31 protein-coding genes and 2 pseudogenes are annotated in these 26,544 nt (G+C 40.9%); 3 read left to right on the top strand and 30 right to left on the bottom strand.

The annotated features are described in order from the left end of the window. Nucleotides 1-492: 492 nt before the first annotated feature. The 6 genes and pseudogenes from AC1DVK_RS19865 to AC1DVK_RS19890 all read right to left on the bottom strand — a co-directional run bounded on the left by AC1DVK_RS19865 (nt 493) and on the right by AC1DVK_RS19890 (nt 4,279). The gene (locus AC1DVK_RS19865) at nt 493-960 is read right to left on the bottom strand and encodes a DUF6985 domain-containing protein (RefSeq protein WP_477627212.1); all 468 of its coding nucleotides are present in this window, start codon (nt 958-960) and stop codon (nt 493-495) included. Beyond that, complete coding sequence (locus AC1DVK_RS19870) at nt 957-1,700, bottom strand: HNH endonuclease (protein ID WP_477627229.1); 744 nt, start codon at nt 1,698-1,700, stop codon at nt 957-959. Before AC1DVK_RS19870 ends, AC1DVK_RS19865 begins: the two co-directional genes overlap by 4 nt. A gap of 456 nt (nt 1,701-2,156) precedes the next feature. Continuing rightward, nucleotides 2,157-3,077: pseudogene (locus AC1DVK_RS19875) on the bottom strand (ribonuclease YeeF family protein); the annotation flags it as partial. Continuing rightward, nucleotides 3,074-3,364 (bottom strand): YwqI/YxiC family protein, encoded by a 291-nt coding sequence (locus AC1DVK_RS19880; protein ID WP_477627213.1) that lies wholly within the window; start codon nt 3,362-3,364, stop codon nt 3,074-3,076. The gene AC1DVK_RS19880 and the pseudogene AC1DVK_RS19875, both read right to left, overlap by 4 nt. Continuing rightward, nucleotides 3,364-3,792 (bottom strand): YwqH-like family protein, encoded by a 429-nt coding sequence (locus AC1DVK_RS19885; protein ID WP_089363864.1) that lies wholly within the window; start codon nt 3,790-3,792, stop codon nt 3,364-3,366. Before AC1DVK_RS19885 ends, AC1DVK_RS19880 begins: the two co-directional genes overlap by 1 nt. 238 nt (nt 3,793-4,030) lie before the next feature. Then, nucleotides 4,031-4,279: a hypothetical protein gene (locus tag AC1DVK_RS19890; protein ID WP_477627214.1), complete on the bottom strand. Its 249-nt coding sequence runs from the start codon at nt 4,277-4,279 to the stop codon at nt 4,031-4,033. Between the two features lie 411 nt (nt 4,280-4,690). On the opposite strand from AC1DVK_RS19890, the gene AC1DVK_RS19895 reads away from it, so the two are divergent. Next, nucleotides 4,691-5,101 carry a hypothetical protein gene (locus tag AC1DVK_RS19895; protein WP_061463072.1) on the top strand — a complete coding sequence of 137 codons (411 nt, stop codon included), beginning with the start codon at nt 4,691-4,693 and terminating at the stop codon, nt 5,099-5,101. Nucleotides 5,102-5,250: 149 nt separating this feature from the next. Here the strand turns inward: AC1DVK_RS19895 and AC1DVK_RS19900 are convergent, their stop codons facing one another. The 16 genes and pseudogenes from AC1DVK_RS19900 to AC1DVK_RS19975 form a co-directional block, all read right to left on the bottom strand. Next, on the bottom strand, nt 5,251-5,544 hold the full coding sequence (locus tag AC1DVK_RS19900) for a hypothetical protein (protein ID WP_061463071.1): 294 nt from the start codon (nt 5,542-5,544) through the stop codon (nt 5,251-5,253). Nucleotides 5,545-5,886: 342 nt separating this feature from the next. Beyond that, nucleotides 5,887-6,820, bottom strand: a pseudogene (locus AC1DVK_RS19905) (serine hydrolase domain-containing protein). Nucleotides 6,821-6,964: 144 nt separating this feature from the next. Continuing rightward, nucleotides 6,965-7,795, bottom strand: coding sequence for an ammonia-dependent NAD(+) synthetase (gene nadE, locus AC1DVK_RS19910; RefSeq protein WP_477627215.1), 831 nt, complete (start codon nt 7,793-7,795; stop codon nt 6,965-6,967). Nucleotides 7,796-7,829: 34 nt separating this feature from the next. Beyond that, nucleotides 7,830-9,299 carry a nicotinate phosphoribosyltransferase gene (locus tag AC1DVK_RS19915; protein WP_477627216.1) on the bottom strand — a complete coding sequence of 490 codons (1,470 nt, stop codon included), beginning with the start codon at nt 9,297-9,299 and terminating at the stop codon, nt 7,830-7,832. 61 nt (nt 9,300-9,360) lie between these two features. Next, nucleotides 9,361-9,912, bottom strand: coding sequence for a cysteine hydrolase family protein (locus AC1DVK_RS19920; RefSeq protein ID WP_477627217.1), 552 nt, complete (start codon nt 9,910-9,912; stop codon nt 9,361-9,363). A 15-nt stretch (nt 9,913-9,927) separates the two neighbouring features. Then, nucleotides 9,928-10,692 (bottom strand): NUDIX domain-containing protein, encoded by a 765-nt coding sequence (locus tag AC1DVK_RS19925; RefSeq protein ID WP_410863428.1) that lies wholly within the window; start codon nt 10,690-10,692, stop codon nt 9,928-9,930. A gap of 193 nt (nt 10,693-10,885) precedes the next feature. Then, on the bottom strand, nt 10,886-12,415 hold the full coding sequence (locus AC1DVK_RS19930; protein ID WP_477627218.1) for an acyl-CoA carboxylase subunit beta: 1,530 nt from the start codon (nt 12,413-12,415) through the stop codon (nt 10,886-10,888). 23 nt (nt 12,416-12,438) lie between these two features. Then, nucleotides 12,439-13,221, bottom strand: coding sequence for an enoyl-CoA hydratase (locus AC1DVK_RS19935; RefSeq protein WP_410863426.1), 783 nt, complete (start codon nt 13,219-13,221; stop codon nt 12,439-12,441). A 19-nt stretch (nt 13,222-13,240) separates the two neighbouring features. Beyond that, on the bottom strand, nt 13,241-14,140 hold the full coding sequence (locus AC1DVK_RS19940) for a hydroxymethylglutaryl-CoA lyase (RefSeq protein WP_377383310.1): 900 nt from the start codon (nt 14,138-14,140) through the stop codon (nt 13,241-13,243). Between the two features lie 17 nt (nt 14,141-14,157). Further along, the gene (locus AC1DVK_RS19945) at nt 14,158-14,370 is read right to left on the bottom strand and encodes an acetyl-CoA carboxylase biotin carboxyl carrier protein subunit (protein WP_089363871.1); all 213 of its coding nucleotides are present in this window, start codon (nt 14,368-14,370) and stop codon (nt 14,158-14,160) included. 38 nt (nt 14,371-14,408) lie between these two features. After that, nucleotides 14,409-15,758, bottom strand: a complete 1,350-nt coding sequence (locus AC1DVK_RS19950; RefSeq protein WP_477627219.1) for an acetyl-CoA carboxylase biotin carboxylase subunit — start codon at nt 15,756-15,758, stop codon at nt 14,409-14,411. Nucleotides 15,759-15,770: 12 nt separating this feature from the next. After that, nucleotides 15,771-17,408, bottom strand: a complete 1,638-nt coding sequence (locus AC1DVK_RS19955) for an AMP-binding protein (protein WP_477627230.1) — start codon at nt 17,406-17,408, stop codon at nt 15,771-15,773. Between the two features lie 122 nt (nt 17,409-17,530). Further along, nucleotides 17,531-18,673 carry an acyl-CoA dehydrogenase family protein gene (locus AC1DVK_RS19960; protein WP_318687281.1) on the bottom strand — a complete coding sequence of 381 codons (1,143 nt, stop codon included), beginning with the start codon at nt 18,671-18,673 and terminating at the stop codon, nt 17,531-17,533. A 61-nt stretch (nt 18,674-18,734) separates the two neighbouring features. Beyond that, nucleotides 18,735-19,385: a TetR/AcrR family transcriptional regulator gene (locus AC1DVK_RS19965; RefSeq protein ID WP_477627231.1), complete on the bottom strand. Its 651-nt coding sequence runs from the start codon at nt 19,383-19,385 to the stop codon at nt 18,735-18,737. A gap of 177 nt (nt 19,386-19,562) precedes the next feature. Beyond that, on the bottom strand, nt 19,563-20,324 hold the full coding sequence (locus AC1DVK_RS19970; RefSeq protein ID WP_477627220.1) for a hypothetical protein: 762 nt from the start codon (nt 20,322-20,324) through the stop codon (nt 19,563-19,565). 120 nt (nt 20,325-20,444) lie between these two features. Continuing rightward, on the bottom strand, nt 20,445-20,627 hold the full coding sequence (locus AC1DVK_RS19975; protein WP_477627221.1) for a hypothetical protein: 183 nt from the start codon (nt 20,625-20,627) through the stop codon (nt 20,445-20,447). Nucleotides 20,628-20,644: 17 nt separating this feature from the next. Here AC1DVK_RS19975 and AC1DVK_RS19980 point away from each other — a divergent pair, with 17 nt between their 5' ends. Both AC1DVK_RS19980 and AC1DVK_RS19985 read left to right on the top strand, forming a co-directional pair. After that, the gene (locus tag AC1DVK_RS19980; protein WP_477627222.1) at nt 20,645-20,842 is read left to right on the top strand and encodes a hypothetical protein; all 198 of its coding nucleotides are present in this window, start codon (nt 20,645-20,647) and stop codon (nt 20,840-20,842) included. A 341-nt stretch (nt 20,843-21,183) separates the two neighbouring features. Continuing rightward, nucleotides 21,184-22,671, top strand: coding sequence for a flavin monoamine oxidase family protein (locus AC1DVK_RS19985; RefSeq protein ID WP_477627223.1), 1,488 nt, complete (start codon nt 21,184-21,186; stop codon nt 22,669-22,671). Nucleotides 22,672-22,863: 192 nt separating this feature from the next. Here the strand turns inward: AC1DVK_RS19985 and AC1DVK_RS19990 are convergent, their stop codons facing one another. The 8 genes from AC1DVK_RS19990 to AC1DVK_RS20025 form a co-directional block, all read right to left on the bottom strand. Next, nucleotides 22,864-23,097 carry a Ger(x)C family spore germination C-terminal domain-containing protein gene (locus AC1DVK_RS19990; RefSeq protein WP_089363877.1) on the bottom strand — a complete coding sequence of 78 codons (234 nt, stop codon included), beginning with the start codon at nt 23,095-23,097 and terminating at the stop codon, nt 22,864-22,866. 289 nt (nt 23,098-23,386) lie between these two features. Then, nucleotides 23,387-23,557: a CapE family protein gene (locus tag AC1DVK_RS19995; RefSeq protein ID WP_155727559.1), complete on the bottom strand. Its 171-nt coding sequence runs from the start codon at nt 23,555-23,557 to the stop codon at nt 23,387-23,389. Nucleotides 23,558-23,576: 19 nt separating this feature from the next. Next, complete coding sequence (locus AC1DVK_RS20000) at nt 23,577-25,136, bottom strand: gamma-glutamyltransferase family protein (RefSeq protein WP_477627224.1); 1,560 nt, start codon at nt 25,134-25,136, stop codon at nt 23,577-23,579. Beyond that, nucleotides 25,136-25,444 (bottom strand): hypothetical protein, encoded by a 309-nt coding sequence (locus AC1DVK_RS20005; RefSeq protein WP_125161340.1) that lies wholly within the window; start codon nt 25,442-25,444, stop codon nt 25,136-25,138. Before AC1DVK_RS20005 ends, AC1DVK_RS20000 begins: the two co-directional genes overlap by 1 nt. A gap of 168 nt (nt 25,445-25,612) precedes the next feature. Next, entirely contained in the window at nt 25,613-25,729 is a 117-nt protein-coding gene (locus tag AC1DVK_RS20010; RefSeq protein WP_477627225.1) for a M23 family metallopeptidase, read from the bottom strand. 73 nt (nt 25,730-25,802) lie between these two features. Further along, the gene (locus AC1DVK_RS20015) at nt 25,803-26,078 is read right to left on the bottom strand and encodes a hypothetical protein (RefSeq protein ID WP_477627226.1); all 276 of its coding nucleotides are present in this window, start codon (nt 26,076-26,078) and stop codon (nt 25,803-25,805) included. Next, nucleotides 26,048-26,365: a hypothetical protein gene (locus AC1DVK_RS20020; RefSeq protein ID WP_477627227.1), complete on the bottom strand. Its 318-nt coding sequence runs from the start codon at nt 26,363-26,365 to the stop codon at nt 26,048-26,050. Before AC1DVK_RS20020 ends, AC1DVK_RS20015 begins: the two co-directional genes overlap by 31 nt. Next, complete coding sequence (locus tag AC1DVK_RS20025) at nt 26,358-26,540, bottom strand: hypothetical protein (protein WP_061466433.1); 183 nt, start codon at nt 26,538-26,540, stop codon at nt 26,358-26,360. The genes AC1DVK_RS20020 and AC1DVK_RS20025 overlap by 8 nt, the downstream gene beginning before the upstream one ends. Nucleotides 26,541-26,544: the final 4 nt, after the last annotated feature.

A 26,544-nucleotide genomic window follows, 5' to 3' on the forward strand; every position in this document is an offset into this window, starting at 1 on the left:
GCGTTCTCTTTTCGTCATTTTGAGTGCTCCTTATCTGTAATAAGTTAAGTGTAGCTGCCCTTAAAATATCTGTCCAGATAAGTGTAGACGATTCAATGTCTTTGCCTGTGGCTTCTTCCTCGTTACAGATAATAACAATTTAACACTTGGGGGTATTAAAAATTATAGTACTCTTTTAATTTTTAACGCTAAAAAGCACTCGTTGCCTTTAGTTGACAATCAAGCGCTTTAAGTTCATTTGTTTTTAAGTAACATTAAATTTGTAAGTTTCATAGTAACAGTATGACAACTTTTATCTGTATTGACAAATACTACGTTAAAACTTACGAATTTGTACGAGTTCGTTAGTTTAATATACAATTCATGTGTTTATATTCATCGCCCAGTAAAATGTCATATCACTTAAGTTCATACTTCTTTTTCTATTCTATCATTGCCATAATACTCTTTGATGGTACAACCATCATGAGTCTTTACTTTTTACAGCCGATTTTAAATTGCAACGTCCTGGTAACCTACTTCAATTATTTTTTCATTTAATAGACGAAGCCCTAATCCATTTTCTATATCCCATGTACAATTAAATGTAATTCCAATATCTCGCCCCTCAAAAATATCCGCATAAGGAACAACAATTCCATCTAAAGTTATCATTTCTAGTATTTGATTAGTTGTTTCAACTAATGGATAATTTTCATTTAATCCAATATCATAACCTAGTTCATGTCGCTTTTGTTTGTAATAGTCTAAAATTGATTGCAATAAACTTAGCTGTAAATCCTCCCATTTTTGCATTAATGCTTGATATGCCATATACTGCTCTTCATCAAACTTTCCATCTTCTTCACCATCTATCATCAAAGATATCTCTTTTTCTTTACCAAAAAAATGAATAGTGGTATCCTTAGCCCAACTGTACTCATACTCAAGTTCACCAAAAATTGGGTCGTTTATAGTCATTTTAAGATCTCCTCTTTTTGTTTATTAGCAAACCCTCCAGGTATAAAAGCTCCTGCATTTATTTCTCCTACACCACCCAGATGTCCGAATTCACTATTTATTTTTGTTGGTACAAGTTGCATTGTTTTAACATCATTTAATTCATGCCATGTTAATTTATTATTTTCTCGATATTTCTTTATATCTCTTGCACTAATTTTACCAGGCTCCATCCCAAATTGGCTTGCTAGTTCAGGTGAATTATTAAGTTGATCAGCTAATTTTTGGTCTGATTGAACAAAATTAGCTCGTCTGGCTTTCCCTCCATAAGTTCCTTTTCCTCCAAGCATATAGTTGATTTCAACTTGTGCTTTTGCTGTCGGTGAAAAATCAGGAACAGCATTTTTATATTGGATGCCATCAATCCCAACTTCATCTAAAATTTGTTCTAATTGACGGTCTGGTGGAGGCTTAAGTATTCCCTTAGATTCACCCCTTATTCCCTCAAATTCAACCTTTGAATTCTCTAATGCAGGTGTCTGATTAAGCCTCGCTTCATACGAACTAGCAAATTCAGTTTGTCTAAAGGCAGGTGGAACTTCAGCACCCCTGTTATCCGTACCCTTAGAAATACTCTCCCCTGAAACACCCTCTACTTTGCTATCCTTCACCGTGAATTTCTTATAGGCTTCCTTGATTGTCTGCTTTTCCATCATAACTTGGCGAAGGTTTGGTCCTCCTGCGAGGGAAACCTGTTCCATACTTATTCGTTTAGGTATTTCTTTTTTACCTAGTTCGTCACCTATATTTTTTAACGTGGTTTTTCCTGATCTCGCGATGTCTGTTATTGTAGCTTGAACCTTCTGAACCTGCTTTTGTGCAAATTCCTTACTGTAAGGGACGAACTTTGTACCGCTTGCTACTTTATCGGCGACCTTCGCCGCTCCAGCCACACCGCCGATACCGAGTGCCATCAACAGGCCGTTCTGGCGCTGTTCCTCGGTTAGCTGGTTGCCGAACATGTCTTTGCCTGTGGCCGCTTCACCAAGGCCGTTGGCTGCGAGGAGTCCGTATATTCCGTATTCGGTTTTCTGGAGGAGGCTAAAGCCTTTTGTCGTTTTATAGGCATCGAGCGCGTGGTTCGCTGCGTTGAGTCCTTTGCCCGTTTTGTATAGGGCGCTTCCGCCTTTGATGGCCCGTCCGGCCCAGCCGACGACGGGGATGAATCCAGCGGCAGCCATGGCGCCGGCGGCGATTCGTTCGGCATCGGACAGCTTGCGGCCCGTTACTGGATCGACTCCGGTTGAGGCCCTGATAGAATCATAATATCCCGTGAATTCCCCTGTAAAGGTTTTTGTCGTATCCCAGGCTTTTTCGTACCATGGGCGATTTTCGAGTTCTTCCATTTCACGTTCGATTTCCTTAGCTTCGGCTTGCTGCTTTTTGAAGGTCTGATAGTCTTTCATCTGACCGGCGACTTCATCCTTCACTTGATAGACGTCACTATTCTTAAATGCCGATTGGTTGAACGTCATCGGCGATACGTTGCCGTCCTGTTTGGTGGCATCAAGCAAGGCACGGAAGAGGCCAACGGCCACGTTTTCCTGCCCGACGGACACATCATATTCCTCGACCAATTGCCGGTCGACATTCTCGACCTTTGTCACGGTGTCATCCAGCCTATGCCCGGCCAGCGTGATTTTTTCATTAAAGTCCTTTTGGTCGAATATATCAAGAGGCAGGATATCGTCAATGCTGTTCAGGATCCTTTGAAGATCATTCGCTTGTTCATCGACAAGCGACTTTGCTTGGTTGATGCCGTTTGACACTTCGCCATCTAAAAAGGGAACCTCGACCACCGTATTTCCGGAGAGGTCCGCCTCTTCCAGGGTGGCCGGTATGCCTTCCAAAAAACTGATTTGGGTCGTGAATAGTTCCATCCAGGCGTCCGCCACCTCGATTTGCGCTTCATAGAAGCTTTTGATGGCGGTAGCACCGGCTCCTTGAAACTCATTATTAAGGCCAACAATGCCCTGAAATTCCTTTTTCAGGGCTGCGACTTCCTTCTTTAGGTCTTCATATTGCTTGGCACGCGACTTAGTTGCGGCCGTCAAAGTCTCGGCTTCATATATTTTCATCTCACAGGATACCCATTTGAAGACGTATGGGCGATGGCTTCATCCTGTTCTTTTAATAAGTCAATGTTGGCACGGGTATCTTCCACATTTTTCTGGACGATTTTGATATATTGCTCGAAGACCTTCTCCAGGTTCGTTTCCCGATCGATCCATTTCGAAGTGAATTCCAATTTATTGTTGCCAAGCTCGCCTGCCGGCAGATTTCCAAGCTTGACTGTATCAAGCGCCTTCTTCACCTGATCAACTTGTTTCGTTACGGCAGGATGATTCAGTTTGATTGTCGTCATTAAATCAACCGCCTTTTTAAATCTGATATTTTACTTTCCAGTTGCTCAAATGCCTCTTCACCTTTGCTTAAAAGGTTATCGGCTTCTTGGGCTATATTCCCCGCTATATTCAGGAGGGTATTCTCGGCACTTAGCTTTGTAATCATCGCTTCAATCTTCCATTGGTAATCGTCATAATCGTCATGAATGATGCTAAACATGACATTATAGGCATCATGACGGGCTTCCTGAAAATGATCCGAGCGCTTCCCGGTCCAACCACCACCTAGCTCTGGGTCTTTTATTTTCCTAATCTCGTTAAGACACATACTCTGTTCTTTTATGATATCGTTTTTCGCTTTTTCTAAACGTTCAATTTTCGCATTTAAATCAGCTTTTTTACTGGAGATAGCAGAGTGTATATTACTCAAAATATCTGCATATACCATGAAACTCACCTCAAGAATAGTATATTTCTACATTATCTGTCATATTTTTCTTATTTAATTATAAGGATTAAAGTCCGAGAGTTAAATAGGGAAAAATATGCTATTTTGTCAGTTAACAGAGAAGATTGGCATGATAAATATCATACATACCATATTCTTTATACCCTGGATTTTACCAATTTTAAACAAGTGAATAGATCGTCATTTCCTTAGATCGTCCATAAGAATTTCAACCACTTCATTCAAACTGCCCTTTACCGAATCTTAACACCAAATCTTCCCGGACAAATTCCCTGCAAGTGGAAGATAGATGTGACCTTTGAGGATGTATCAAATCTCCAAATGGCAAATCCCCGACAAATTTAACTTCACCTTCAAAATTCTGTTCGGATTCTGCATCAAAACCGGATACTTTTACAAAGCAAGTATTATGACCGGTTTTCATATAATCGATTATTGTTAACACATGATTATGTAAATCACTCATTCTTTTCCCTCCAACCTTGAAAACATTTAAGTATATTAAGGATTAAATCAAATCGTTTATCTAGGGGCATTAGAATATAAGAAATCAGGAACACCTGCTTTAAAATCTCTTATTCTTAATTTTTCTATGTATTGAATATTATATGGTTAATCTATTCACAATATATTAACTATACCTTTATTTAGCTGCCGTTTCATGTCTTGATTTTCCAATTCATTCACTTATGATTTTTTTATGTGTCCCAATAAATGCGAAAGAATAAACACTGACATAGTAGTGGATATTCACCCCTTAACGTGTTTATTATTTCATATTACTGCCATCTAAGGTCAGTCGTGCCCCCCAGAGGACCTGCCCACTTCTATATAGATTTATAACCTGCTATAATCTAAGGAATTGGAGGTGTGAAAAATGAAAGAATTCATCCAGATATTAGCGGAAATCGTCAATAATCTTCACGATTTCATCCTATTCTTTGTGAGCGATACATTAAATTCAAATGCAACGGACAAGGATTTGCATTTTTGGATAATGGGAATCATCGGTATCATCATCTTTTTGTTCGTGTTATTTTTATCTAATTTAATTTCCCGGATGCGTTTTGGGATTACGATACTTTCTTTCCTTTATACCTTTACTGTCATGGTTGTTTTAGTATTTGCAATTGAAATTCAGCAGGCCCTTACCAGCAGAGGGAATATGGAATTTCAAGATGCTGCTGTTGGCCTTTGGGGCTTCATCGTATTTTTCATGGTTTTTGCTGTAGTGTCATCCATATTCCTTTTAGTGAAAAATTTTTTCAAGCAATCAGAAAAAAGGTAACGACAGGTCACCTTGCTTAATTTATTCCTTATGGCCATTGGATTTATTATTGGCGGGAACGGGACACTCTCTGTGGCAACATCTTAAAATGGAAAGGGAAAGTTACAGAGAAGCCTTTTTCAGGCGAGGTAATGAACACATGCTATCAATTACTTCGGTTCACTTTCGTTAAAATCAATGCTAAACAGATTAAAAGAATCGTCGTCATTCAAACGGTCCTTATCATACCCGGATAATTCAGAACTATTTTCCCTGCGACGGCGATTTACTTCCCTTAATTCCGCTTCTAGAAATTCAGCTTGACCGTGGGAAAGCTTGATCGTGATTTCATTATTATTTTGATCATCTGCAGCTTTCAAGAGGACATAACTATCCGCTGCATTACGTAAAGTCACGTTGCTTAGTGTTAAGTTCATGTTTGCGAGTTCATATCTTGCCTTCATAACGTAAAAAGAACCTCCATCGGAAAATACCGGTTAAAATGGTGTATATTAAATATACTTTACTTCAAGATATCTAAATATACAAATTCTTTGTTTAGAAAAGCCTTGAAATCTAAAGAAATCTGCCCACTTAAAGAGCTTCCGAGACAAGAAATGGAAAAGTAATGCGCCATGTCATTAAAGCCCCTTTATTGAATATAGATACCGGTCAAGTTTCTTCTCTTGAAAATCCAGAAGTTCTGGAAACGATCAAGCATTTGAATGCGAATTCATCCCTTTCTTAAATAAAAACAGATTACCATGAATGAAGTCACATTGACTATAAACAAATGGAACCCTTCACTATCGGAAAGGTTCCATTTGTTTATAATTCTTTCTCAATCGCGCAGGTAATATCGTATGGGCCCCATGTTTTTCATTTGAAGTAATGACGTTTATCATTCGATTTGCCGGGTATACCGCAAAATTGAAACTTACACCCTGGTCATAGCCCATTATATGACATTTAAAAATCCCGTCATTTTTTTTACTTATCCATATACCATACCCATAGAATTCCCCTCCATCTGCTCAGCCTTTGATGGGAAGGGAATAAATATTCGTTCTCCATGTTCCATTTTCTTCGTTTATGTACCCTAGCGCTCTGTTTTTAGGGAGCTTGTCCATGGAGAAGTAACCGGAATCTTTCCTACCACAAGGCAGAAAGATGTTATTGTCAATATATTCGGGAAATTCAAGCCCGGTTTGTTCCTCAACAATCAATCCCAATACAATATAGCCAGCATTATTATAATGAAATCTTTCCCCAGGTTCGAACATCATCACATCATCTTGAAACATGGGCAGAAAATCATTTAATCTTTTAATATGGTACATCGGATTTTTCTGCCATAGCTCTTCAAAGTACTCCATCACTTCCATCAAAGTATCAGGAATACCCGAAGTGTGTGTTAAGAGGTGATGTATGGTTACATTTTGATGGAAATCCGGAAACTAAAAACTCGATCGGAAGACAGTCTTTAAGCTTAGAATCAAACCTAAGAGTCCCTTTTTGTACTAACAGGCAATTGGTTATCGCAGTAAACAGTTTACACCCAGAAGCAATTCCGAACCTTATTTCAGTCGTATTCATTATTTCATCCGATCGATTGGAATAGCCATGTCCTGAACTATATATTAGATCATCTCCCGTTTTCACACCGATTACACCGGAGAATTTAATTTCCTTGCTAGTTTCTTTAATAAGCCTGGATAGATCCAAATTGAGAGCCGATATTTGATTTTCCCCTTTACTGGTAAAAATTTTTATTACTCAAGTGTTAGCAACGTGATATTCATCGGTCTTCCCAAAAACGCCCGCACCTTTAAAAGTGATGCGGGCGTTTAAATTCACTTGAACTTCTTGGCTTTACCCATTCTTTTATTTCCACCAAGTATCATAAACGTTAATGGCTTCATTCCGTTTATGTTCGGTTTTAGTATACCATCCTTCGATGATTTCGGCAGCTTCCGTCCTGATTTCCTTTCCTTCAAGGTAATCATCGATTTCGTCGTAACTAACGCCTAAAGCCACTTCATCAGGAATTAATGGTTTGTCATCTTCTAAATCGGCCGTTGGAACCTTCGTATAAAGACGCTCAGGAGCACCGACGAATTTCAGGATTTCTTTTCCTTGCCTTTTATTTAATCGATATAATGGGATGATATCCGCTGCACCGTCACCATGTTTCGTAAAGAAACCTGTGATTGCTTCAGCCGCATGGTCCGTACCAAGCACGACACCTTTGTAAAGTCCGGCTAAATCATATTGTACCTTCATCCGCTCACGCGCTTTGACATTTCCCCTTAAGAAATGCGATAGTTTTTCAGAAACGGCTTCTTCCACAGCCTTTACTGATGCATCCACCGCTCCCTTGATGTTGACTGTAACAGTTTGGCTCGGCTTGATGAATTTTAAAGCCAACTGCCTGTCATCTTCATCAGCCTGTACTCCATATGGCAAGCTAACAGCAACAAACTTATAATCGCTGCCATTTTTTTCTTGATTCAATTCATTGACAGCGGTTTGGGCAATATACCCCGCCAGTGTTGAATCTTGACCTCCAGATATTCCAAGTACAAAACTTTTCAGAAACGTATTTTTCTTCAAATACCCTTTTAATAGATCAACACTTTTCCTGAATTCAACTTCAGGATCGATTTTTGGTTGGACAAGTAATTTTTTTACGATTTCTCTTTGTAATGGACGCATTGGCAAAGCCTCGCTTTCTGATAAAATAGATTGGTCATTTCGTTAGCATTCTCTCTACATTTGCTTTAATTTCATCTATATTCCTCATTTTATTATCCCAACAATCCTGGCTTAGATCTACCGGGTATTCTTCAGGATTAAGTGCACGAAGGTACTCAGGCCATAATACTTGGAGATTTTTTTTCGTGAAGGCCTTGATTTCATCAATGGTTGGTAATTCATAAATCAAGCTGCCCTCCTTGAAAATATCCACATGCAGATCAACGGCATCGAAATCCGTGACAAATTTACTCAGGAAGGTATGGACAGGATGAAACATTTTTAATTTTTCCTGTTCCTGAGGCTTTTCATATTCCATGGCMAAATAGTCACCTTCAGCATGGTTGTTCACTTTATTGATGATTCGATAAACTCGTTTTAAGCCAGGTGTCGTAACCTTTTCAGGGTTAGAAGAAATTTTGATGGTATCTCTCATATTCCCATCTTCTCCCTCTATTGAAACCATTTTATAAACAGCACCAAGCGCTGGCTGGTCATAAGCCGTAATCAATTTGGTTCCGATGCCCCAAATGTCAATTCTTGCTCCTTGTTGTTTCAGGTTAATGATCGTATATTCATCCAAGTCATTGGAAGCGACAATCTTCGCATCATGGAACCCTGCAGCATCGAGCATACGTCGTGCTTCTTTTGATAAGTAAGCTAAATCACCGCTGTCAAGACGGACGCCAATGAAATTGATTTTATCGCCCAGTTCCTTGGCAACACGGATTGCATTGGGAATGCCAGAACGCAATGTATCATAGGTATCAACCAAGAATACACAGTCTTTATGGGAAACAGCGTATTTATGAAAAGCCGTATATTCATCTTTATAAGCCTGGATCATGGAATGGGCATGCGTTCCTGAAACCGGAATCCCAAACAGCTTTCCAGCCCGTACATTACTAGTGGAATCAAAGCCAGCAATATAGGCCGCTCTCGCTCCCCAAATTGCAGCATCCATTTCTTGTGCCCGTCTTGAACCGAATTCAAGGGCAGATTCATCTCCTATAACTTGTTTTATGCGTGAGGCCTTTGTTGCCACGAGTGTGTGATAGTTCACAATGTTTAGCAACGCCGTTTCTATGAGTTGTGCCTCAGCAAGCGGTGCCTCCACCCGTAAAATCGGTTCATTGCCGAAGACAAGCTCTCCCTCTTTCATGCAGCGGATCGCTCCCGTGAAACGGATGTTCTGCAAATAATCCAAAAATTCTTCATCATAGTGCAGGTCCGTTTTTAAATAGTCGATATCACTTTCCGAGAAGCAAAAGTTTTGAAGGTAATGGACAATTTTTTCAAGTCCAGCAAAAATCGCATATCCGCTGTTGAATGGAAGTTTTCTGAAAAATATCTCGAAAACTGCCTTTCGGTTATGTGTTTTGTCCTGCCAATAAGTTTGGGCCATGTTGATTTGGTAAAGGTCAGTGTGTAGTGCGTAACTGTCATCGTTGTACTTTTTTTCCATGGATAGTTCCTCCCAAAAGAGAAGCTTTCGCCTCCCTTCTATTCTGTTGCGTGAATGGATATTATAGAATCGTTGCTCCTAGAGATGCTTTAAAATGCCCAAGGGCCCAATGGTGACCGGCATCATTGAATGAGGCCACTGCATTTTCATATATAAAAATATTATATCCTAAATTATAAGCGTCGATTGCCGTATGCAGAATGCAGATATCTGTACAAACCCCGACTAAATAAACATCGGTAATGTGACGTTCCCTTAGGCGGATATCAAGGTCCGTTCCTGCAAATGCCGAATAACGCGTTTTATCTATATAATGAACATTCTTTTGATTTTTATTTGTTTCATATATTTCTTTTAAAGTCCCATATAGGTCTCTACCCATTGTACCGCTAATATTATGCGGTGGGAACAAATTCGATTCAGGATGTAAGCGGTCTCCATTTTCATGTAAATCAATCGCGAAGACCGTGTATTCCCCTTGTTTGATAAACTCCTTGGTTATCCTGACTAGTGCCTTCTCGATATCCTGTCCTGGCTTCCCGCAGGTCAATGAACCCCCGTCTGCCACGAAGTCATACGTATAATCGATATTGATCAATGCCTTTTTATCCATTTCACCTATTCCCCCTTAATAATAAATAGAGTCCATGACAATCTCTGCATTAAATCGGTAAAGTTGTGAAGGCCGATACGAATTTCGTTTTGTTTTCTTCTGGATACCCTTTTCATCCAAGACTTTCTCCAAGAACGGGAGTTTAGGGGCTTTTGCATAAAAAAGTGAATCCGCGCTGATTTTTGCATCATCTCTAGCTATTAGCAACACCCGTTGCAGTTCAGAAAGTGTAAATTCATCCGGCAGGAATTTTTGGGCTATCGTCGTTTGCACCATTTCTTTTTTCAGTAAGTTCATCGCGTCGTTAATGATTGTATGATGATCAAATGCAAGCTCTAATTGTAACGCTTCCTGTATCGTGAACAATTCGACCTCAGCTGCATCGTCATTCGCTTTTCTTTGATTGAGAAAATCTTCCTGGACAATGGCGTAAAAAGCATTGGATATGATCCATCCCCTGGGATCGCGTCCTGGGCGGTCATAAACACCGAAATGCTTGACATGGAATCCAGCTACGCCCGTTTCTTCTTTTAATTCCCGTTTAGCTGCTTTATAAGCAGTCTCCCTGGCATTTACAAAGCCTCCAGGCAATGCCCATTTATCTCCTTCAACATTTGGGTGTCCTTCCTTATCTTTCGTCGCACGTTTGATTAACAATAGCTTTAAAAACATTTCAGGCGGCGCTTTCTCTGCCGTTTTCTGCGAAGTAATAGTAAAGATCGCAATGTCTGCTGTGTATCCATCTGGAGTTAGATATTTCTTTTTTTCCTGCTGAACCATGGCAACGCTCACTTTCTTTCACTAAGTATGAATTGAGTAATTAGTAAATCAATAATTACTAATTATAGTACTCTTCCTTATGTGATTTAGCAACTCTAAATAAGAAAATTTTTCTTATTATTTGAAAAATCTTTTTATTTTCATACATGATAAATAGCCCGGTCATGATGACCGGGCTTGTTTCTTGAATTCATTAGACTGGATAGACTCCATGTTTACGATCGGTAAATGTCAATTGTTTACTGCTATATGCTTCAAACCGGGCGCTCAATTCATCACGCAGGTCATTTGGCTGGATGATGCCATCAACAATCATCTCGGAGGCTAAGCGGTAGATATCAATGTCTTCATTATATTCATTACGCTTCTGTTCGATGAATGCTGGGCGATCCTTCGCTTCCATCGCATTGATTTTATTGGCATAGACTGCATTGACCGCAGCTTCTGCCCCCATGACTGCAATCAATGCCGTCGGTAAGGCAAGTACGCAGTCCGGTTCAAATGCGGGACCAGCCATCGCGTAGAGTCCAGCACCATAAGCTTTTCGGACAATGACAGAAATTTTGGGGACCGTGGCTTCACTCATGGCCGAAATCATTTTCGCACCATGGCGAATGATGCCTGCCTGTTCGACCTTCGTTCCAATCATGAATCCTGGAATATCCACCAGGAACAACAGCGGTATATGGAAAGCATCACATAAATTGATGAACTTGGCCGCCTTATCGGCTGAATCATGGAAAAGGACGCCTCCCTTGACACGCGGCTGATTGGCTATGATCCCAATCGTCTGTCCATTTAGCCTTGCAAGCCCGGTAATCAATTCGGGGGCAAATAGCTTCTTGATTTCACAAAACGATTGCCTGTCTATAATCCTATCGATCAGGTCATACATATTAAAGGCTGCATTCTGGTTTTTTGGAATCAGCTCTTCTAATGTTTTTTCGAATTCAGCTGGCAGCTCAGGCTTTTTGGCTTTAGGCTTTTCTTGATAATTTCCTGGAAAATAGCTTAAGTATCGGCGTGCAAACGCGATGGATTCTTCTTCTGACTTAACAAGCACATCCCCGCATCCTGAAACAGAACAATGCATTTTCGCCCCGCCCATTTCCTCTTCGCTAACCTTTTCGCCAATGACCATTTCTGCCATTCTCGGTGATCCTAAATACATCGATGCATTACCGTCAACCATTACGACAATATCGCAGAAAGCTGGGATATATGCCCCTCCCGCAGCAGATGGTCCGAACAATAGACAAATTTGCGGAACTTTTCCCGATAACTTTACTTGGTTGTAAAAGATTCGTCCTGCACCGCGGCGTCCCGGAAACATTTCTACTTGATCCGTAATTCGAGCACCGGCAGAATCGACTAAATAAAGGAGGGGCAACTGTAACTTATCAGCTGTTTCCTGAATGCGAATGATTTTCTCGACGGTCCTTGCTCCCCAGGAACCTGCTTTTACGGTCGAATCATTGGCCATGACACAGACCCTCTGACCATTGATTTTTCCTATACCTGTAACCACACCATCTGCGGGARGACCATCACTGGCACAATTTGCAAAGAAAGCGTCTTCTATTTCAACCCCTTCATCAAAAAGCAGCTCTAATCGTTCACGTACGAAAAGCTTTCCTTTTTCAGCATTTTTTTGATGATATTTTTCTAAACCGCCTTTTTTAATCGTTTCAACCGTTTCGGTTAGTTTATCCGTCGTTACCATCCATGTTCCTCCTTCAATTGAAATCATCGACCCGTAAATACCGGTTTGCGCTTTTCCTTGAATGCTGACAGACCCTCCAGTCGGTCACGGGTTTTTAAAGTTGTCTGATAGCAGTCTTTTTCAATTTGCAATCCTGTTTTCAAGTTAGTATCAGCCCCTTGATTGATCGCCGCTTTTGCTGCCCTGAGTGCTAATGGGGCATTGACCGCAATTTCCCCAGCCAGTTTTTTCGCTTCCTCAAGTAATTGTTCTGGTGGATATACATGACTGATGATTTTCATGGCAAGTGCCGCTTTTGCGTCCAATCTCTTCGCCGTATAAATCAGTTCTTTCGCCGTTGACATTCCGACTATACGGGGCAGGCGTTGAGTACCGCCGGCGCCTGGGATGATTCCTAATGCCGTTTCTGTCAGTCCCATCTTTGCCGTTTCCGATGCGATTCGTATGTCACAGGCCAGCGCCAGCTCCAGCCCTCCTCCAAAAGCCGGGCCGTTAATTGCAGCGATTACTGGGACTGGAAGGTTTTCTACAGCCGTAATCGTGTCACCAATCAGTTTGACTGTCTCCTTGACTTTATCATCATTCATCCCAGCCCGTTCCTTAAGATCCGCACCTGCACAAAACGCCTTTTCCCCAGCTCCCGTTAAAATGACGGTTCGTAAATTGGACTCTCTTTTCAGTTCATCCAGCCCTTCGAATAAGCAATGAAGCAATTCGGTGGATAATGCATTGGCAGCATCCGGCCGATTCAAAGTCACGATGGCAATTCCCTTGGCATCATGACTGATCTCTACTAATGAAGTCATCGTTTCACCTCAATTCAACTTATTGCGCGTTATATACAGCCATCTGATGGCTAGGCAATGGTTTTTCCAAAAAGCTTTGCATCATGGACGCAGCCTTCATTAGTTTTTCTTGATTGATTCCCGTGTGAATTCCCATTTTATGTAGCATATGAATCAGGTCATCCGTAGCCACATTGCCGCTCGCACCTGGTGCATATGGGCATCCTCCCAAACCACCGAGAGAAGAGTCGAAAGTGTCCACTCCATATTCCAGTGATTGGAGTACATTTGCGAGTGCCATGCCACTTGTATCATGAAAATGGAGGGCAATTCGGCTTATATCATATCTTTTTACAGCCTGTTCAAGGAACAAGGCAACCTGTCTTGGTGACGCGACCCCAATGGTATCACCCAATGAGACCTCACTGATTCCGTAGTCAAATAGTTGATCACAAACACGGAAAACCTGTTCGGACGAAACCTCCCCTTCATAAGGACAGCCGAAAACGGTTGAAACATAGCCCCTAACCGTTTTCCCGCTTTTTGCTGCAGTCCCGATGACATCCTTCATTATTGGAAAGGTATCGGAAATCGATTTATTGATATTTTTAAGATTATGGGTTTCACTGGATGACATGAACACGGAAATTTCATCGATATTGGCTTCAAGGGCCGATTCCAGACCCCTTTGATTGGGTACAAGGGCCGCATATGTGGTCCCGGGATTGCGCTTTATTCCCTTAGCCACAAGGGCCGCATCACTCAATTGGGGAATCCATTTTGGATGTACGAAGGAAGTCACCTCTATATAAGATAACCCTGTATCAGAGAGCTGATCGATCCAATCCATTTTGCTTTGCGTAGGTATAATGACCTTTTCATTTTGCAGCCCATCACGCGGTCCAACTTCCTTAATTGTCACTTTTTCAGGCCAGTTCATCTTACCCCTCCGTCCCTTTATTCAATGACGGCCAATATGTCGCCTTCATTTACAAAATCCCCTTCATTCACTTTAAGTTCTTTGATGGTGCCAGCTTCCTCAGCTGCAATGGGGATTTCCATTTTCATGGATTCCAAGATAATGATGTCCTGTCCGTCGGTAACACTTTGCCCCTCGCTCGCTACGATTTTCCAAACGCTTCCTGCCATGCTTGCCTTTAATTCTGCCATCTTACATTCCTCCTGATCATTATGTTTTAAAATATGCGTTATACAGTCAATTTTTTAATATATTTCGCAATGAAATCCGTAGTCGTATCTCCTTGGGAAAAAGCTTCATGAGAAATTATTTCCATCAGCAAAGGAAGGTTTGTTTTAATTCCTTCTATTTTATAGTTTGCCAGCGCTTCTATTAATCTCTTGATCGTTTTATCCCTCGAATCGCCGCTCACTACCAATTTGGCGATCATCGGATCATAAAAGTGGGAAACGACGGAAGTTCCATGAACCGCCAATTCATGACGGATCCCTTCACCTTCCGGAAGTTCCATACTGGTGATTCTCCCCGGTGCTGGATAGAAGGTTTTCGGATCTTCAGCATATATTCGCACTTCAATGGAATGTCCATCCTTTTTAATCTCTGCTTGAGTGAATTCCAGTTTGTTGCCTGACGCAATTTTAATTTGCTGTTCGACTAAATCCAGTCCCGTAATTTCTTCGGTGACAGGATGCTCAACTTGTAGGCGTGTATTCATTTCCAGGAAATAAAAATTTTTATCCGCATCAACTAAAAATTCGAGGGTACCTGCATTGCTATAACCAATGGATTTTACCGCTTTCACAGCAGCCATTCCCATCCTGTTTCTTGTTTCTTCGTCAAGGAAAGAAGAGGGAGCCTCTTCCACGACCTTCTGGTGGCGCCTTTGAACGGAGCATTCCCTTTCCCATAAGTAAACAGCATTCCCAAAGGAATCCGCCAATACCTGAATTTCGATATGACGAGGCTTCTCAATCAATTTTTCTATGAACATATCTCCATTGCCAAAAAACAATTGAGCACGTTTTTGATTCCCTTCGAAGGCTTTGTAAAGTTCCTCTTCATTAGCAACGGCCTGCATGCCGATTCCCCCGCCGCCTGCTGCTGCTTTTAACATGACTGGATATCCAATCCTTTCGGCAACGGCTGCCGCTTCTGCGCTATCTATTAATGGACGTGAAAATCCTGGCACCAATGGAAGTCCCGCTTGCTCCATCTTTTTCCGTGCTTCGACTTTATTGCCCATCTGCTGGATGACCTCTGGTTTGGGACCAATGAATATCAAGCCTGCTTCTTCGCATGAACGTGCGAAATCTGCATTTTCACTAAGAAATCCGTAACCAGGATGAATGGCTTCCACTCCGGTTCCTTTAGCGATTTCCAAAATCTTATTGACGTTTAAATAGCTTTCCTGTACTCTCGGGCCCCCCAATAAATATGCCTCATCTGCCAATTCCACAAATGGCGAATCCGAATCTGCTTCCGAATGGACGGCGACAGTAAGTATTCCCAACTTCTTGCATGTACGAATAATACGTGATGCTATTTCTCCCCTATTTGCGATAAGAATTTTTCGAATCATTCGGTATCCTCCTTATTTAGTGCGTTCAGATAGTAGGTCAAGAGTTTGTTGCCGAAGCTTATACTTTTGGATCTTTCCGGATGCAGTCATTGGATATGCATCGGTAAATTGAATGTAACGGGGAATTTTATGAAATGATATCTTCCCTTTGCAATATTCTGTCAGTTCTTTCTCCGTAAGGTTTTCTCCCGGTTTCAAAATGATCCATGCCGCTACCTCTTCCCCATACTTCCGATCTGGGACACCGAGTACCTGGACATCGACAATTGCAGGATGTTGATAGAGGAATTCTTCTATCTCACGAGGATAAATATTTTCCCCCCCGCGAATGATCATATCTTTCAACCTGCCTGTTATCATACAATAACCATTCTCGTCCATCACCGCTAAATCTCCCGTATGTAGCCAGCCTTCCCGGTCAATCGCCTGTTCAGTTGCTTCCGGGTTATTATAATACCCCTTCATTACATGGTATCCTCTTGAACAGAGTTCCCCCTGTTTGCCCCGTGGGACCTCTACTCCAGTAGCCGGATCGAGAATTTTCACTTCCACTTTCGGCAATGCTCTTCCCACTGAGGAAACACGAAGTTCGATTGGGTCGTCCGTTCTTGTCATCGTAATTCCTGGAGATGATTCCGTTTGACCATAAGTAATCGTAATTTCAGAGATCCCCATCTTATTCACCACGCTTTTCATGACTTCGATCGGGCACGTGGAGCCTGCCATGATTCCAGTCCGTAACGAACGTAAATCATACTGGTCGAAGTCATCGAGATTAAGTTCGGCGATGAACATCGTAGGTACACCGTGGAGCCCCGTACATTTTTCTGCTTCAATGGTCTGTAGGACTACATGTGGATTAAATTCCACAATAGGCACCATCGTTGCCCCTACAGTAACAGAGGCCATCGTACCAAGGGAACAGCCGAAACAATGAAAAAACGGAACGGGGATGCAAAGCCGGTCATCCTTTGTAAGCTTCATGCATTCCGCAACATTCAAGCCGTTGTTGACCAAGTTTGAATGCGTCAACATCACTCCTTTTGGAAATCCTGTCGTCCCTGATGTATATTGCATATTGATCACATCACTGGAAGTCAATTCCCCCATCCTCAGGTCCAGCAACTCTTCCGAAACGGATTCGCTCCCGCTAATGACTTCATCCCACGAAAACGTGCCAGGATAACGCGTTTCACCCAAAACGATGATATTTTTCAATTTTGGCAGTTTCTCAGAATGTAATTTTCCTGGTTCGGCATTTTTCAATTCAGGTACAATTTCATACAACGTATCTATATAGGAATGATCCTTATATTGTTCCATAAGGATTATCGTCGTCGAATCCGATTGCTTAAGCAGGTATTCCAGTTCACTTGTACGGTAATTGGTATTGACCGTTACCAGCACCCCGCCCATTTTCGCTGTCGAAAATTGGGATATAAGCCATTCTGGTTTATTAGACGCCCAAATGGCGATATGTTCCCCTTTTTTAATATCGAGCGCCATGAACCCCCGGGCCGCCTTTCGGCAAATCTTTTCAAATTCGCGATACGAATGACGAAGGCCAAGTTCATGGTAAACCACAGCTTCATTATCACCATATTGTTCAGCTGTCTTTTCAAGCAGTTTTCCGATAGTAACATCTAGCAAATCGGACATCAAACTCCTCCTATCAAATAAAAGTAAGAATGAACGCTTTTTGCTGTATGGATAATATCTGCTTCACATCTGATTGAACCAAAGCATCATTGTTCATTTTCGTTCCGAAAAGATTAACAGCCTAATTGTCTGGCGATTACGATCCTTTGAATTTCGGATGTGCCTTCCCCGATTTCCAATAACTTAGCATCTCTTAAATAGCGTTCCACTTCATATTCACGCATGTATCCAGAACCACCATGTATTTGAATCGCTTGATTGCTGGCCCTGAACGCGGTCTCACTCGCAAAAAGCTTGGCGTAAGCCGCTTCCTTTGCAAAAGGTTTTTTATTGTCTTTTAACCATGCAGCCTTATATACCATGTTCCTTGCCAATTCAATTTCCATTGCCATGTCTGCAAGCTTGAATTGAATCGCCTGAAAACTTGAAATGGATTTACCAAATTGAATGCGCTCTTTTGAAAAAGCTAAAGCCTTATCAAAGGCTGCCTGTGCAATGCCCACGGCCAAAGCTGCAATTGAAATCCTTCCGCCATCCAGCGTGAATAAAAATTGTTTGAACCCTTTGTCTGGATCGCCCAATAAATTCTGCTTTGGTACACGTACATTTTCAAGAATGATTTCACACGTATTGGAAGCCCGAACTCCCATTTTTTCATAATTGCTATTGATCGTAAGCCCAGGGGTATCCGTTGGCACGATGAATGCGGAGATGATGTTCTTGCCCCTGGAATCTTTGCCCGATACAGCGGTAACGGTGATGGTTCTTGAATAGCTGGCATTTGTTATCCATGTTTTCTCGCCGTTAATCACATATTCATCACCATCCAACACGGCAGATGTTTTCGTACCGCCAGCATCCGAACCAGCATTAGGCTCTGTCAACCCGAAAGCTGCCAAAGTTTCACCGGTCGTGATTGGAACCAGATATTTTTGCTTCTGTTCTTCGGTTCCAAAATAGTAAATTGGGCTTGCTCCAAGTGAAACGGCTGCTGCATAGCTTAAGCCGGTTCCTCCGCATGCCTTGCCAACCTCTTCAACTGCAATGGCATACGAAATCGTATCTCCACCCGAGCCGCCATATTCTTCAGGGAACGGAATTCCAAGCAACCCGAGTTTCCCCATTTTTTTGAATGCATCTTCCGCAAACATGGACTTTGCATCCAATTCTATGGCAATTGGTTTAATTTCCTTTTCAGCAAATTCCCTAACCATTTCCTTAATCATCTGTTGTTCTTTCGTAAGTGAGAAATCCATTTGTTCATTCCCCTTTCTATTAAGACCGACTAGTTGGTCTGTACAATTCAGGTTTTACTGTTTAATCCACAACCAATTGGTTTTTCAGTAAAAATGGCCGGGTTATTTCCTCTTCTTTTTGTTTATCCGTCAATAGTGCCTGCAGAATTAAATCTACGTAAATATCACCAATTTCATCTATGGTTTTTCCGCCGTCCCTTTTGTACCATTTGTAGGACCAGTTCACCATGCCCAGAATCGACATCCCGGTAATTTCAACCGGTAATTCGCTGCGGAACACTCCCTTGTCAATGCCTTCTTTGATGACGGAAAAAATAATTTCTTTATATATTTGACGTTTTTTTTTGATTGCTTCTACATAAGGTGGTTTTAAGTAAATGCTTTCTTGATAGAAAACTGAGATGTGTGGTTTATAGAGGTCAAAAACTTTAACGAAAGATTGAATAATCTTTTGCATTTTTTCTGTTGGATGGGTACTTGCTGAAATGGCTTCCTGTGCTTTAGTTAAAACATATGAAATAAAGTAATCATGAATGACAAATAAAAGCTCATCTTTGGACGAGAAATGGTGATAAAATCCACCCTTGCTAGTTCCGCATGCCTTGACGATTTCGTTAACGGAGACACCATGAAAACCATGCTGTTCGAAGAGTGTCAACGATGTTTCGATTATTTTTTCTTTTAACTCCGTAAGTCTGCACCCCCCTTGTATCCGCTTACATTTAACCCAGCAAGAAAGTTTGATTATGTATAAACTGGATTTATTTAGATTTTACCAAATAATTAAAAATTGTCAATTTTTAATTATAAACAAAAAACAGCCCTCAAAACCAAGAGCTGTCAACCTGCTTTATTTGATATGTCTGAACAATTTACCATTCACACTTTACTATTTATTATTCTTCGCCTTGACTGGCTTAACCTGGGCTTTTACAAGCTGCCATCCATTGTTATACTTCCATACCGATTTGATTTCCAGGATTGAATCACGTTCATCGGACCCTTTTACATGCTGGACTCCCACAAGCGCTTTCCCTTTTCCAAAAACGGTCTTAAGGTCCAGTGATGAATATGGATCAACCAAAAGCTCTGTCGGTTCATTTAGTTTTCCATTTAGATAAATGCCCATTTCATCATAAGCTTGTTTTCTGGAACTGACATCTATCACCACAGGCTTTTGACCTTCTATAATGATTTCCGCTTTGTATCCGTCAAGAAATTGGGCCATTACAGGAACGGGTGGAGGGATTTCCAGTTCCTTCGCTTTTCCATCCTTGAACGTATAGGCATAACTGGTTATCAACCGCTCTCCACCTTCCATCAAAACCGTGACAAATACATCCTGGATACCATCATTATTCAAGTCCGTAACCTTGAGGTCTGGATTATACCCTGCTTCAAGCGGAACGCTAATTGTACGGCGATTGCTATCAACACTCAATTCAATTTTCTTCAGAAATTTGCTTCCTTTCTCATATGGCAGCCCCTGTACCTGGATGATGTCTATTTTCTGGTCTCCTGTTACATCTCTTTTTGCTGAAATATAGGGGCCATCGACCTGAAAATTTTTATCATGTGCTTCAACCGCTTGATAGCTCAAAAAAAGTGAGATGACTAAAACCGTATATTTTAGCAGATCTAACATTTTCATAGTGATAACCTCTCTTTTCCAAGATGAACTAGTTTGACATTTGTCTCCGTTTTAACTTTCGGCGCTGATCTTTCATGAAGATGGACCAGAAATAACCTGGCAACAATATCGCAAAGCCCACTATATATGTGGCAAACACGGCACGGAATGAAGTCGGGTCGGTAAGGATTGTGACATTTGGATAAATAATACAGGGTAAATGGCGGTTCCATAAACATAACTGCCGATTAAAAACTGAATGATAATCGCTATAACGGCGCGGCGAGGCACCCTATAACCTCCCCCGCTTAGAAAAATTTTCATTTTTGTCTACGCTGTGCGTGAAGACCAAGAATGCACTCATAATACATAATAGGACCAAGATTAGGCTTGCGGGAACGATCAAGGCTTCCCCAATCGGGAATACTGCACCTGAAAATAAACTGCAAATAGCGATAACAAGACCAACGACAAAAGTATTAGTTACCTCCCAAGTTGGTGATAAATGCCTTTGTATCTTGGTAGTATCTCCGTTGTAAAGGAAAATATTTAATAATATTCCACGAACTAAGTTTTCATGGGTTTTATAGAAAATCCGAGAGTTACTTAATGATGGCTATTGGTTGAATGGTTTCTCTAATATTCTGCCGAGGTTATTTTTGGGATATATAAGGCATTAAAAAATGGTGAAAGGGCCCGTCTTCAAAGGAGGCATAACTCAAAGATTATCAGATTTAAAGAAAGCTTTTTTACGTGAAGACTGTTAATTTTGGATACTTACAAGACAAATTATTGAAGACCCATCATAAATGGTGAACCAATAAGAATATGATAGCGTAAATCCGATATAGGAAAGTGAACCCGAGAGGAGAACAACACTTTGTCCCTTTACAAAGATCCGCTTTCAACCGATCAAAAGCTGGCTTTCATCAGAAATGGACTGGGACCATCCAAAATACCAAAAAAAATCATTATCATTGGTGCCGGCATGTCTGGGTTAGTTGCAGCATCCCTCTTAAAAGAAGCCGGACACGATGTAACGATATTGGAAGCAACCGGGAGGGTCGGGGGGCGTGTTTTGACCATACGGGAGCCATTTTCGGATGGTTCCTACCTTGAAGCAGGTGCCATGCGCATTCCGAATTATCATTACTTAGTTGCTGAATACATCAAGAAGTACGGTTTACGAATCATCCCTTTTGTGAACGCGACTCCTAATGATCCCATTTATGCCAATGGAATCAAAACGACCGCTGCCATATATCAACGGAACCCGGATATACTGAAGTACCCAGTAGCTCCCCATGAAAGAGGTAAAACAGCTGAAGAATTATTCAACATGGCAATTAAACCAGTGACTGATTTCATCATTCAAAACCCAATTAGAAATTGGGAAATAGTTATTAAAGAATTTGATAAATACTCCTTGAGCTTCTTTTTACAGTACAATCCAGTAGGGACGAGTCTATCAACCGGTGCAATTGAAAGCATTAAAGTCCTAATGGGTTTAGAAGGTTTACCTGAACTTTCCTTTACTGCCATTCTCAGGGAGTTTTTACCACTTCTTGATCCTAACATCGTTTTTCATGCAATCGAGGGGGGAAACGACCGGCTTCCTTATGCTTTTGTACCCGAATTGAAGGAAAATCTAAATTTCAGATATGAAGTGACAAAAATTGTTCAACATGATAATCGAGTAACCATCCATTCTAAACACACTCAAAGCGATAGACCCTTAACCGTTACCGGTGATCTTGCCATCGTGACAATACCTCTTCAATTGTTGTCATTTATGGATATTGAACCCCGCAATTCCTTTTCCCATAATAAGTGGAAGGCAATAAGGGAACTCCATTATCCTGCTTCAACAAAAATCGGACTTCAGTTCGGAAATAGATTTTGGGAAAGGGAAGGAATATTCGGAGGTAAATTGATGACCGATCTACCCATTAGATTTTCTTATTACCCCTACCAAACGGTAAACCCAAGTGAATCTGGTATCATTTTAGCAAGTTATACATGGGAGGATGATGCCACTTTATGGGATATCCTCCCGGAAAAAGATCGTATACAAAACGCATTAAAAAATTTGGAAAGGGTCCATGGAAAACAAGTATACGATCATTTTTTATCAGGAGCTTCTTTTAGCTGGACCCGGAATCAGTACGCATACGGAGCTTTCTCCATGTTTAAACCTGGTCAGGAAACGGACTTGTTTCCATACATCCCAACTCCTGAAGGAAGGGTCCACTTCGCTGGAGAGCATACATCAACAGTACCTGCTTGGATTGAAGGAGCCATCCAATCCGGCATCAGGGTTGCACATGAAGTGACGAATCTTCCCAGAACTTTCGATAAGCCTTTTTAAATGATGGGACTTTTTCTTTGATGAGCCTTGACAAAAAAACCTTCCCATCCAATAAAAAATCCAAAGGGTTTCGGAATGAGAACATCCCGAAACCCTTTTGTCTACAAACTGAAGCCTTCCCATTTGGAAGGTTTTTCATTCTTATGGAATTGCCTGTCCATTTATGGAATGTTTGCCTTTACCCCTGACAATTCACTTCACCCCTCCTTTTGAACCAAAGTCTATGATCCTTATGTCAATTTGATAATTAATATCAGCTTTACTAAAAATTTCATCCCATTTCTGCTTATGTTTCTCCCAAAACTTCGGATGCTGATTTTCCACATACAGAAATAATCCAGCTACCCCTGTTTTATATTCATGCTGTAATTTGTCTACGATTTTCTCGACATCCTTCTCAACTTCAGCCTCGGCAATACGCTCAATCTCTTTTAAATAGGTTTCATATTGTTATCGCGTATTGACTGATTAACGATAGCTTCCATCGGTTATTTCCTTCATACATCTTTAAATGAAGGATACTTTGATGATTGGTTATGAGCAAAGTATCTTGATTTTAGTTTGATTTGATTCTCTTTTCAAAAACACTTCTTGGAGGCACCAGGATTTGTTGTGTTAACATGATTTCATCATTATTTTTACTTTTAGCGATTCCCACCCCATGCCCATCAAGGTAAGAAATCATAATACCCCCAGAACGAAAATTTTGTACATCTTACTCGTTTTTATCGTTTTGGGGTAACTCGTTATTGTTAGCTTGATGGCGATGTGGCTGTACCCCAATCGGAGATAATGTTGCTGGATGTTTTAGCAATCCAAGTCCAGCAACTACTCCTGCTATAATTGCAATTGGGCCAATTACTCCTACGATTTGTTTTACGATCATTATTCAATCCTCCATTATTTTATTTAGTATCTTTTTCCCATGAACCGTGACGCCGTAAGTCTGCGTCACCTTTAATCCTATTTTTCTTTAAATCTTTGACGAGCGCTTGAACGCCTCCATAGAACATTGGGTTATCATTAGTTTCCAAATCATACCCATATGTTTTTAGCTGATCTTTTGTTTGTTCATTCAATTCAGCTTCTGAATAAAACTTATGCGACTCGAAAATCACTCGTTTGCTTTCAATGGATTTCTTAATTGATTGGTTATTTTCAAAATAGTTCCCCATTACTTGCATTAGCACTTGTGGAATTCGATTTCCACCCGGTGTACCGATGGCCATTATCCATTCGTCACCTTCTCGAATAATAGTTGGCGCTGTGAACGTTCTCGGGCGCTTTCCTTCTTCGATTTTATTAATTCCTTCACCGAACGTACTAAGCGTATTATTTAAAAAGAAACCATCTACATATTTACCGCTTCCGAAAAAGTTACTGAGTGTGTTCGTTGTAGAGACAACCGTTCCATCACCATCTATGACAACGAAGTGGGTTGTACTTTCGTGCTCTTCCACGTCACTAACTTTCGTTTTGTTAGCTTGGGTTTCATTAATTTGTTTAATTAATAAATTTACGTAGTGATCATCCACCCAGTCATCAGATGCTTGTTTAATAAATGATGGGTCAGCCATCTTTTTCAAACGATCTTGATACGCCACTTTCGAAATTTCACTGAGATAATGATAGAAAAGGCTTGGGTGTTTCTCTTTTAAACTCCAAACATCTTCTTTGTCGGCCATTTTCAACATTTGAATTAATGTTGCACCTGAAAACGGAGGAGGTGCGCTGATGATTTCATGCCCTTTATAAGTCGTCATTAAAGGCTTTCGTTCCACAGGCTTATACTCACGTAGATCACGTACTGAAATTTCTGTTTCACCCTGTATTTCATCTGCAATTTCACCTTTATAAAAAGCATTTGGTCCTTCTTCTTTGATGGTTTGCAACGTGTCTGCTAACTCCGACTGCTTTAAAGTATCACCAGTATCAATCGCTTTTCCATTTGAATAAAAGCTTTTTAGTTCTTGCTCATCAATGTTGCCGCTATACGATATGAGATGATCATGCAAATCTTGATCCACCGTAAAACCTTTTTCTGCATATCCAATAGCAGGATCAATTAACTCATTCATCGGCAACGTCCCATATTTGTGATGAATATAATCCATACCAGCGACGAATCCTGGTACACCTACATCTTCACCTTTATCATCATTAGGTGCTACCTCTCGGTAATCAATAAATGTCGGAGAGGCATCGGCACGATCGATTAACATTCCTCCGCCTCCGCCAATTCCTGAGGCATAAGGTTCAACAACTCCAAGCGTATACGAAATCGCAATAGCAGCATCAACAGCTGTTCCCCCGTTTTTTAATACATCCATTCCAACTTTCGTTGCAAGCGGATCTGATGTACTAACCGCATATTCTTGTTTCGGAAACATGAATTGATAAGCATATACACCGACTACGAGTGAAAAGATGAGAATGGATGCGATTATTACGTTTCGTTTTTTCATCATCTTTCACCTCCTTCATGTACAGACCTACTGAAGTTCGTTTGAATATACTTCTTATTATTAACAGGCGTATCATTTGTTTGTTTATTTTTACGTTCTTTTGCTCGTTCCACAACGTGTGAGTGATCTAACTTAATTTCAAATTTATCTTTCTTTTGTTCTAAACGTGCTTCGTTTGATGCATATTTCGTTAAATCATTATAAAAAGATAAGTCACCCAAATACTTCTCTTTTAATGAATCAATATATCCTTCAAAATTAAAAGATACATATCGAATAGGTGTTACTGGTGTGAAAAAAGCTGGCATATTAAACCCTCCTTTAAATTTTTAAAGATGCGAAATTATCCACATCGATTTAAAACGTTTTTAAACGGCTTTATTTTTGTTTTTAGAACATTTAAGACTCATACCCTTACCTTTGACCAAAAAGTCCCGCAAAATCGATTCTGTGAAGCCGTTATTTAGTTATCTGGGTTATAAACCGATAAATGGTGACGGATCAATCCGAGATCCATTTTGATAAATCTCAAAATGTAAATGTGGACCCGTTGACGAACCCGAGTTGCCACACTTCCCGACTACATCACCCATTTCCACAACTCAGACTTACACTTAAACCGGATAAATGGGCGTATGTCGTTTTAGAACCATTTCCATGATCCACTCACACATAAAGTCCGTATCCTTCTTTATGATTATTCGGGTTTTGCCAACCGGCATAAACCACCTTACCGTCTTTTGAAGCTGGGACCGATTGGCCAATACTACACGCAAAATCAATTCTATCTGCATTTCCTAGCCGATCCCCACCTGGATATGACCAACCAATCCAAGTTAAAACCATGAATTGCAAATGTCCGATTGCCCCGTCCGGGGAAACCATAGTTTCTAATGTTGAAAACCTGGTTTCTACCCGGTGATGAGCGCAAGCAGATTCCACGGAACCCCGTATTTTTCTTCAGCAGCTTTATAAACGGGAAGGTATTCAGCAGGGATTTCATTTTCTCCAATTTGCGAAATCTCCCCTCCAATGATCTTTGTTTCACCTTCTTCCGTCATCGTTCCAAAGATCATGAGAAACATGAACATAAACCCGAATAACAGAAGAAGCATAACCAGCAAAGGCGAAGAAGCTAACAAACTGCCCCCAATCAACCATTTCCACCACTTAGATCCTTGGTTAACTTCTTCCTTGCCAATTGATTCAACAGCAGCCTGTTCACTCATCGATCCTCACCCCGTCCACATTCCAAGTGTCGCCATTGGCTTTAAGTAAGACAGAATAGGGAGTGATAACCTTTTGCTTTTTCCCTTCAGTATCGGTTTGCTCGCTTGTTACTTCAATATTCCATATTTGCGTTTCTTCTTGAAAATCCCCTGGTGTAGCAGAAGTATTTTTCACTTCA

Source organism: Peribacillus sp. P4_B1 (assembly GCF_056402395.1).

Excerpts from the sequence above, each read along its gene's own strand:
- AC1DVK_RS19865 (WP_477627212.1), bottom strand. The coding sequence starts at position 960 with ATGACTATAAACGACCCAATTTTTGGTGAACTTGAGTATGAGTACAGT.
- AC1DVK_RS19870 (WP_477627229.1), bottom strand. The coding sequence starts at position 1,700 with ATGGAACAGGTTTCCCTCGCAGGAGGACCAAACCTTCGCCAAGTTATG.
- AC1DVK_RS19880 (WP_477627213.1), bottom strand. The coding sequence starts at position 3,364 with ATGACGACAATCAAACTGAATCATCCTGCCGTAACGAAACAAGTTGAT.
- AC1DVK_RS19885 (WP_089363864.1), bottom strand. The coding sequence starts at position 3,792 with ATGGTATATGCAGATATTTTGAGTAATATACACTCTGCTATCTCCAGT.
- AC1DVK_RS19890 (WP_477627214.1), bottom strand. The coding sequence starts at position 4,279 with ATGAGTGATTTACATAATCATGTGTTAACAATAATCGATTATATGAAA.
- AC1DVK_RS19895 (WP_061463072.1), top strand. The coding sequence starts at position 4,691 with ATGAAAGAATTCATCCAGATATTAGCGGAAATCGTCAATAATCTTCAC.
- AC1DVK_RS19900 (WP_061463071.1), bottom strand. The coding sequence starts at position 5,544 with ATGAAGGCAAGATATGAACTCGCAAACATGAACTTAACACTAAGCAAC.
- nadE (WP_477627215.1), bottom strand. The coding sequence starts at position 7,795 with ATGCGTCCATTACAAAGAGAAATCGTAAAAAAATTACTTGTCCAACCA.
- AC1DVK_RS19920 (WP_477627217.1), bottom strand. The coding sequence starts at position 9,912 with ATGGATAAAAAGGCATTGATCAATATCGATTATACGTATGACTTCGTG.
- AC1DVK_RS19925 (WP_410863428.1), bottom strand. The coding sequence starts at position 10,692 with ATGGTTCAGCAGGAAAAAAAGAAATATCTAACTCCAGATGGATACACA.
- AC1DVK_RS19935 (WP_410863426.1), bottom strand. The coding sequence starts at position 13,221 with ATGACTTCATTAGTAGAGATCAGTCATGATGCCAAGGGAATTGCCATC.
- AC1DVK_RS19940 (WP_377383310.1), bottom strand. The coding sequence starts at position 14,140 with ATGAACTGGCCTGAAAAAGTGACAATTAAGGAAGTTGGACCGCGTGAT.
- AC1DVK_RS19945 (WP_089363871.1), bottom strand. The coding sequence starts at position 14,370 with ATGGCAGAATTAAAGGCAAGCATGGCAGGAAGCGTTTGGAAAATCGTA.
- AC1DVK_RS19950 (WP_477627219.1), bottom strand. The coding sequence starts at position 15,758 with ATGATTCGAAAAATTCTTATCGCAAATAGGGGAGAAATAGCATCACGT.
- AC1DVK_RS19960 (WP_318687281.1), bottom strand. The coding sequence starts at position 18,673 with ATGGATTTCTCACTTACGAAAGAACAACAGATGATTAAGGAAATGGTT.
- AC1DVK_RS19970 (WP_477627220.1), bottom strand. The coding sequence starts at position 20,324 with ATGAAAATGTTAGATCTGCTAAAATATACGGTTTTAGTCATCTCACTT.
- AC1DVK_RS19975 (WP_477627221.1), bottom strand. The coding sequence starts at position 20,627 with ATGAAAATTTTTCTAAGCGGGGGAGGTTATAGGGTGCCTCGCCGCGCC.
- AC1DVK_RS19995 (WP_155727559.1), bottom strand. The coding sequence starts at position 23,557 with ATGATCGTAAAACAAATCGTAGGAGTAATTGGCCCAATTGCAATTATA.
- AC1DVK_RS20000 (WP_477627224.1), bottom strand. The coding sequence starts at position 25,136 with ATGAAAAAACGAAACGTAATAATCGCATCCATTCTCATCTTTTCACTC.
- AC1DVK_RS20005 (WP_125161340.1), bottom strand. The coding sequence starts at position 25,444 with ATGCCAGCTTTTTTCACACCAGTAACACCTATTCGATATGTATCTTTT.
- AC1DVK_RS20010 (WP_477627225.1), bottom strand. The coding sequence starts at position 25,729 with ATGGGTGATGTAGTCGGGAAGTGTGGCAACTCGGGTTCGTCAACGGGT.
- AC1DVK_RS20020 (WP_477627227.1), bottom strand. The coding sequence starts at position 26,365 with ATGAGTGAACAGGCTGCTGTTGAATCAATTGGCAAGGAAGAAGTTAAC.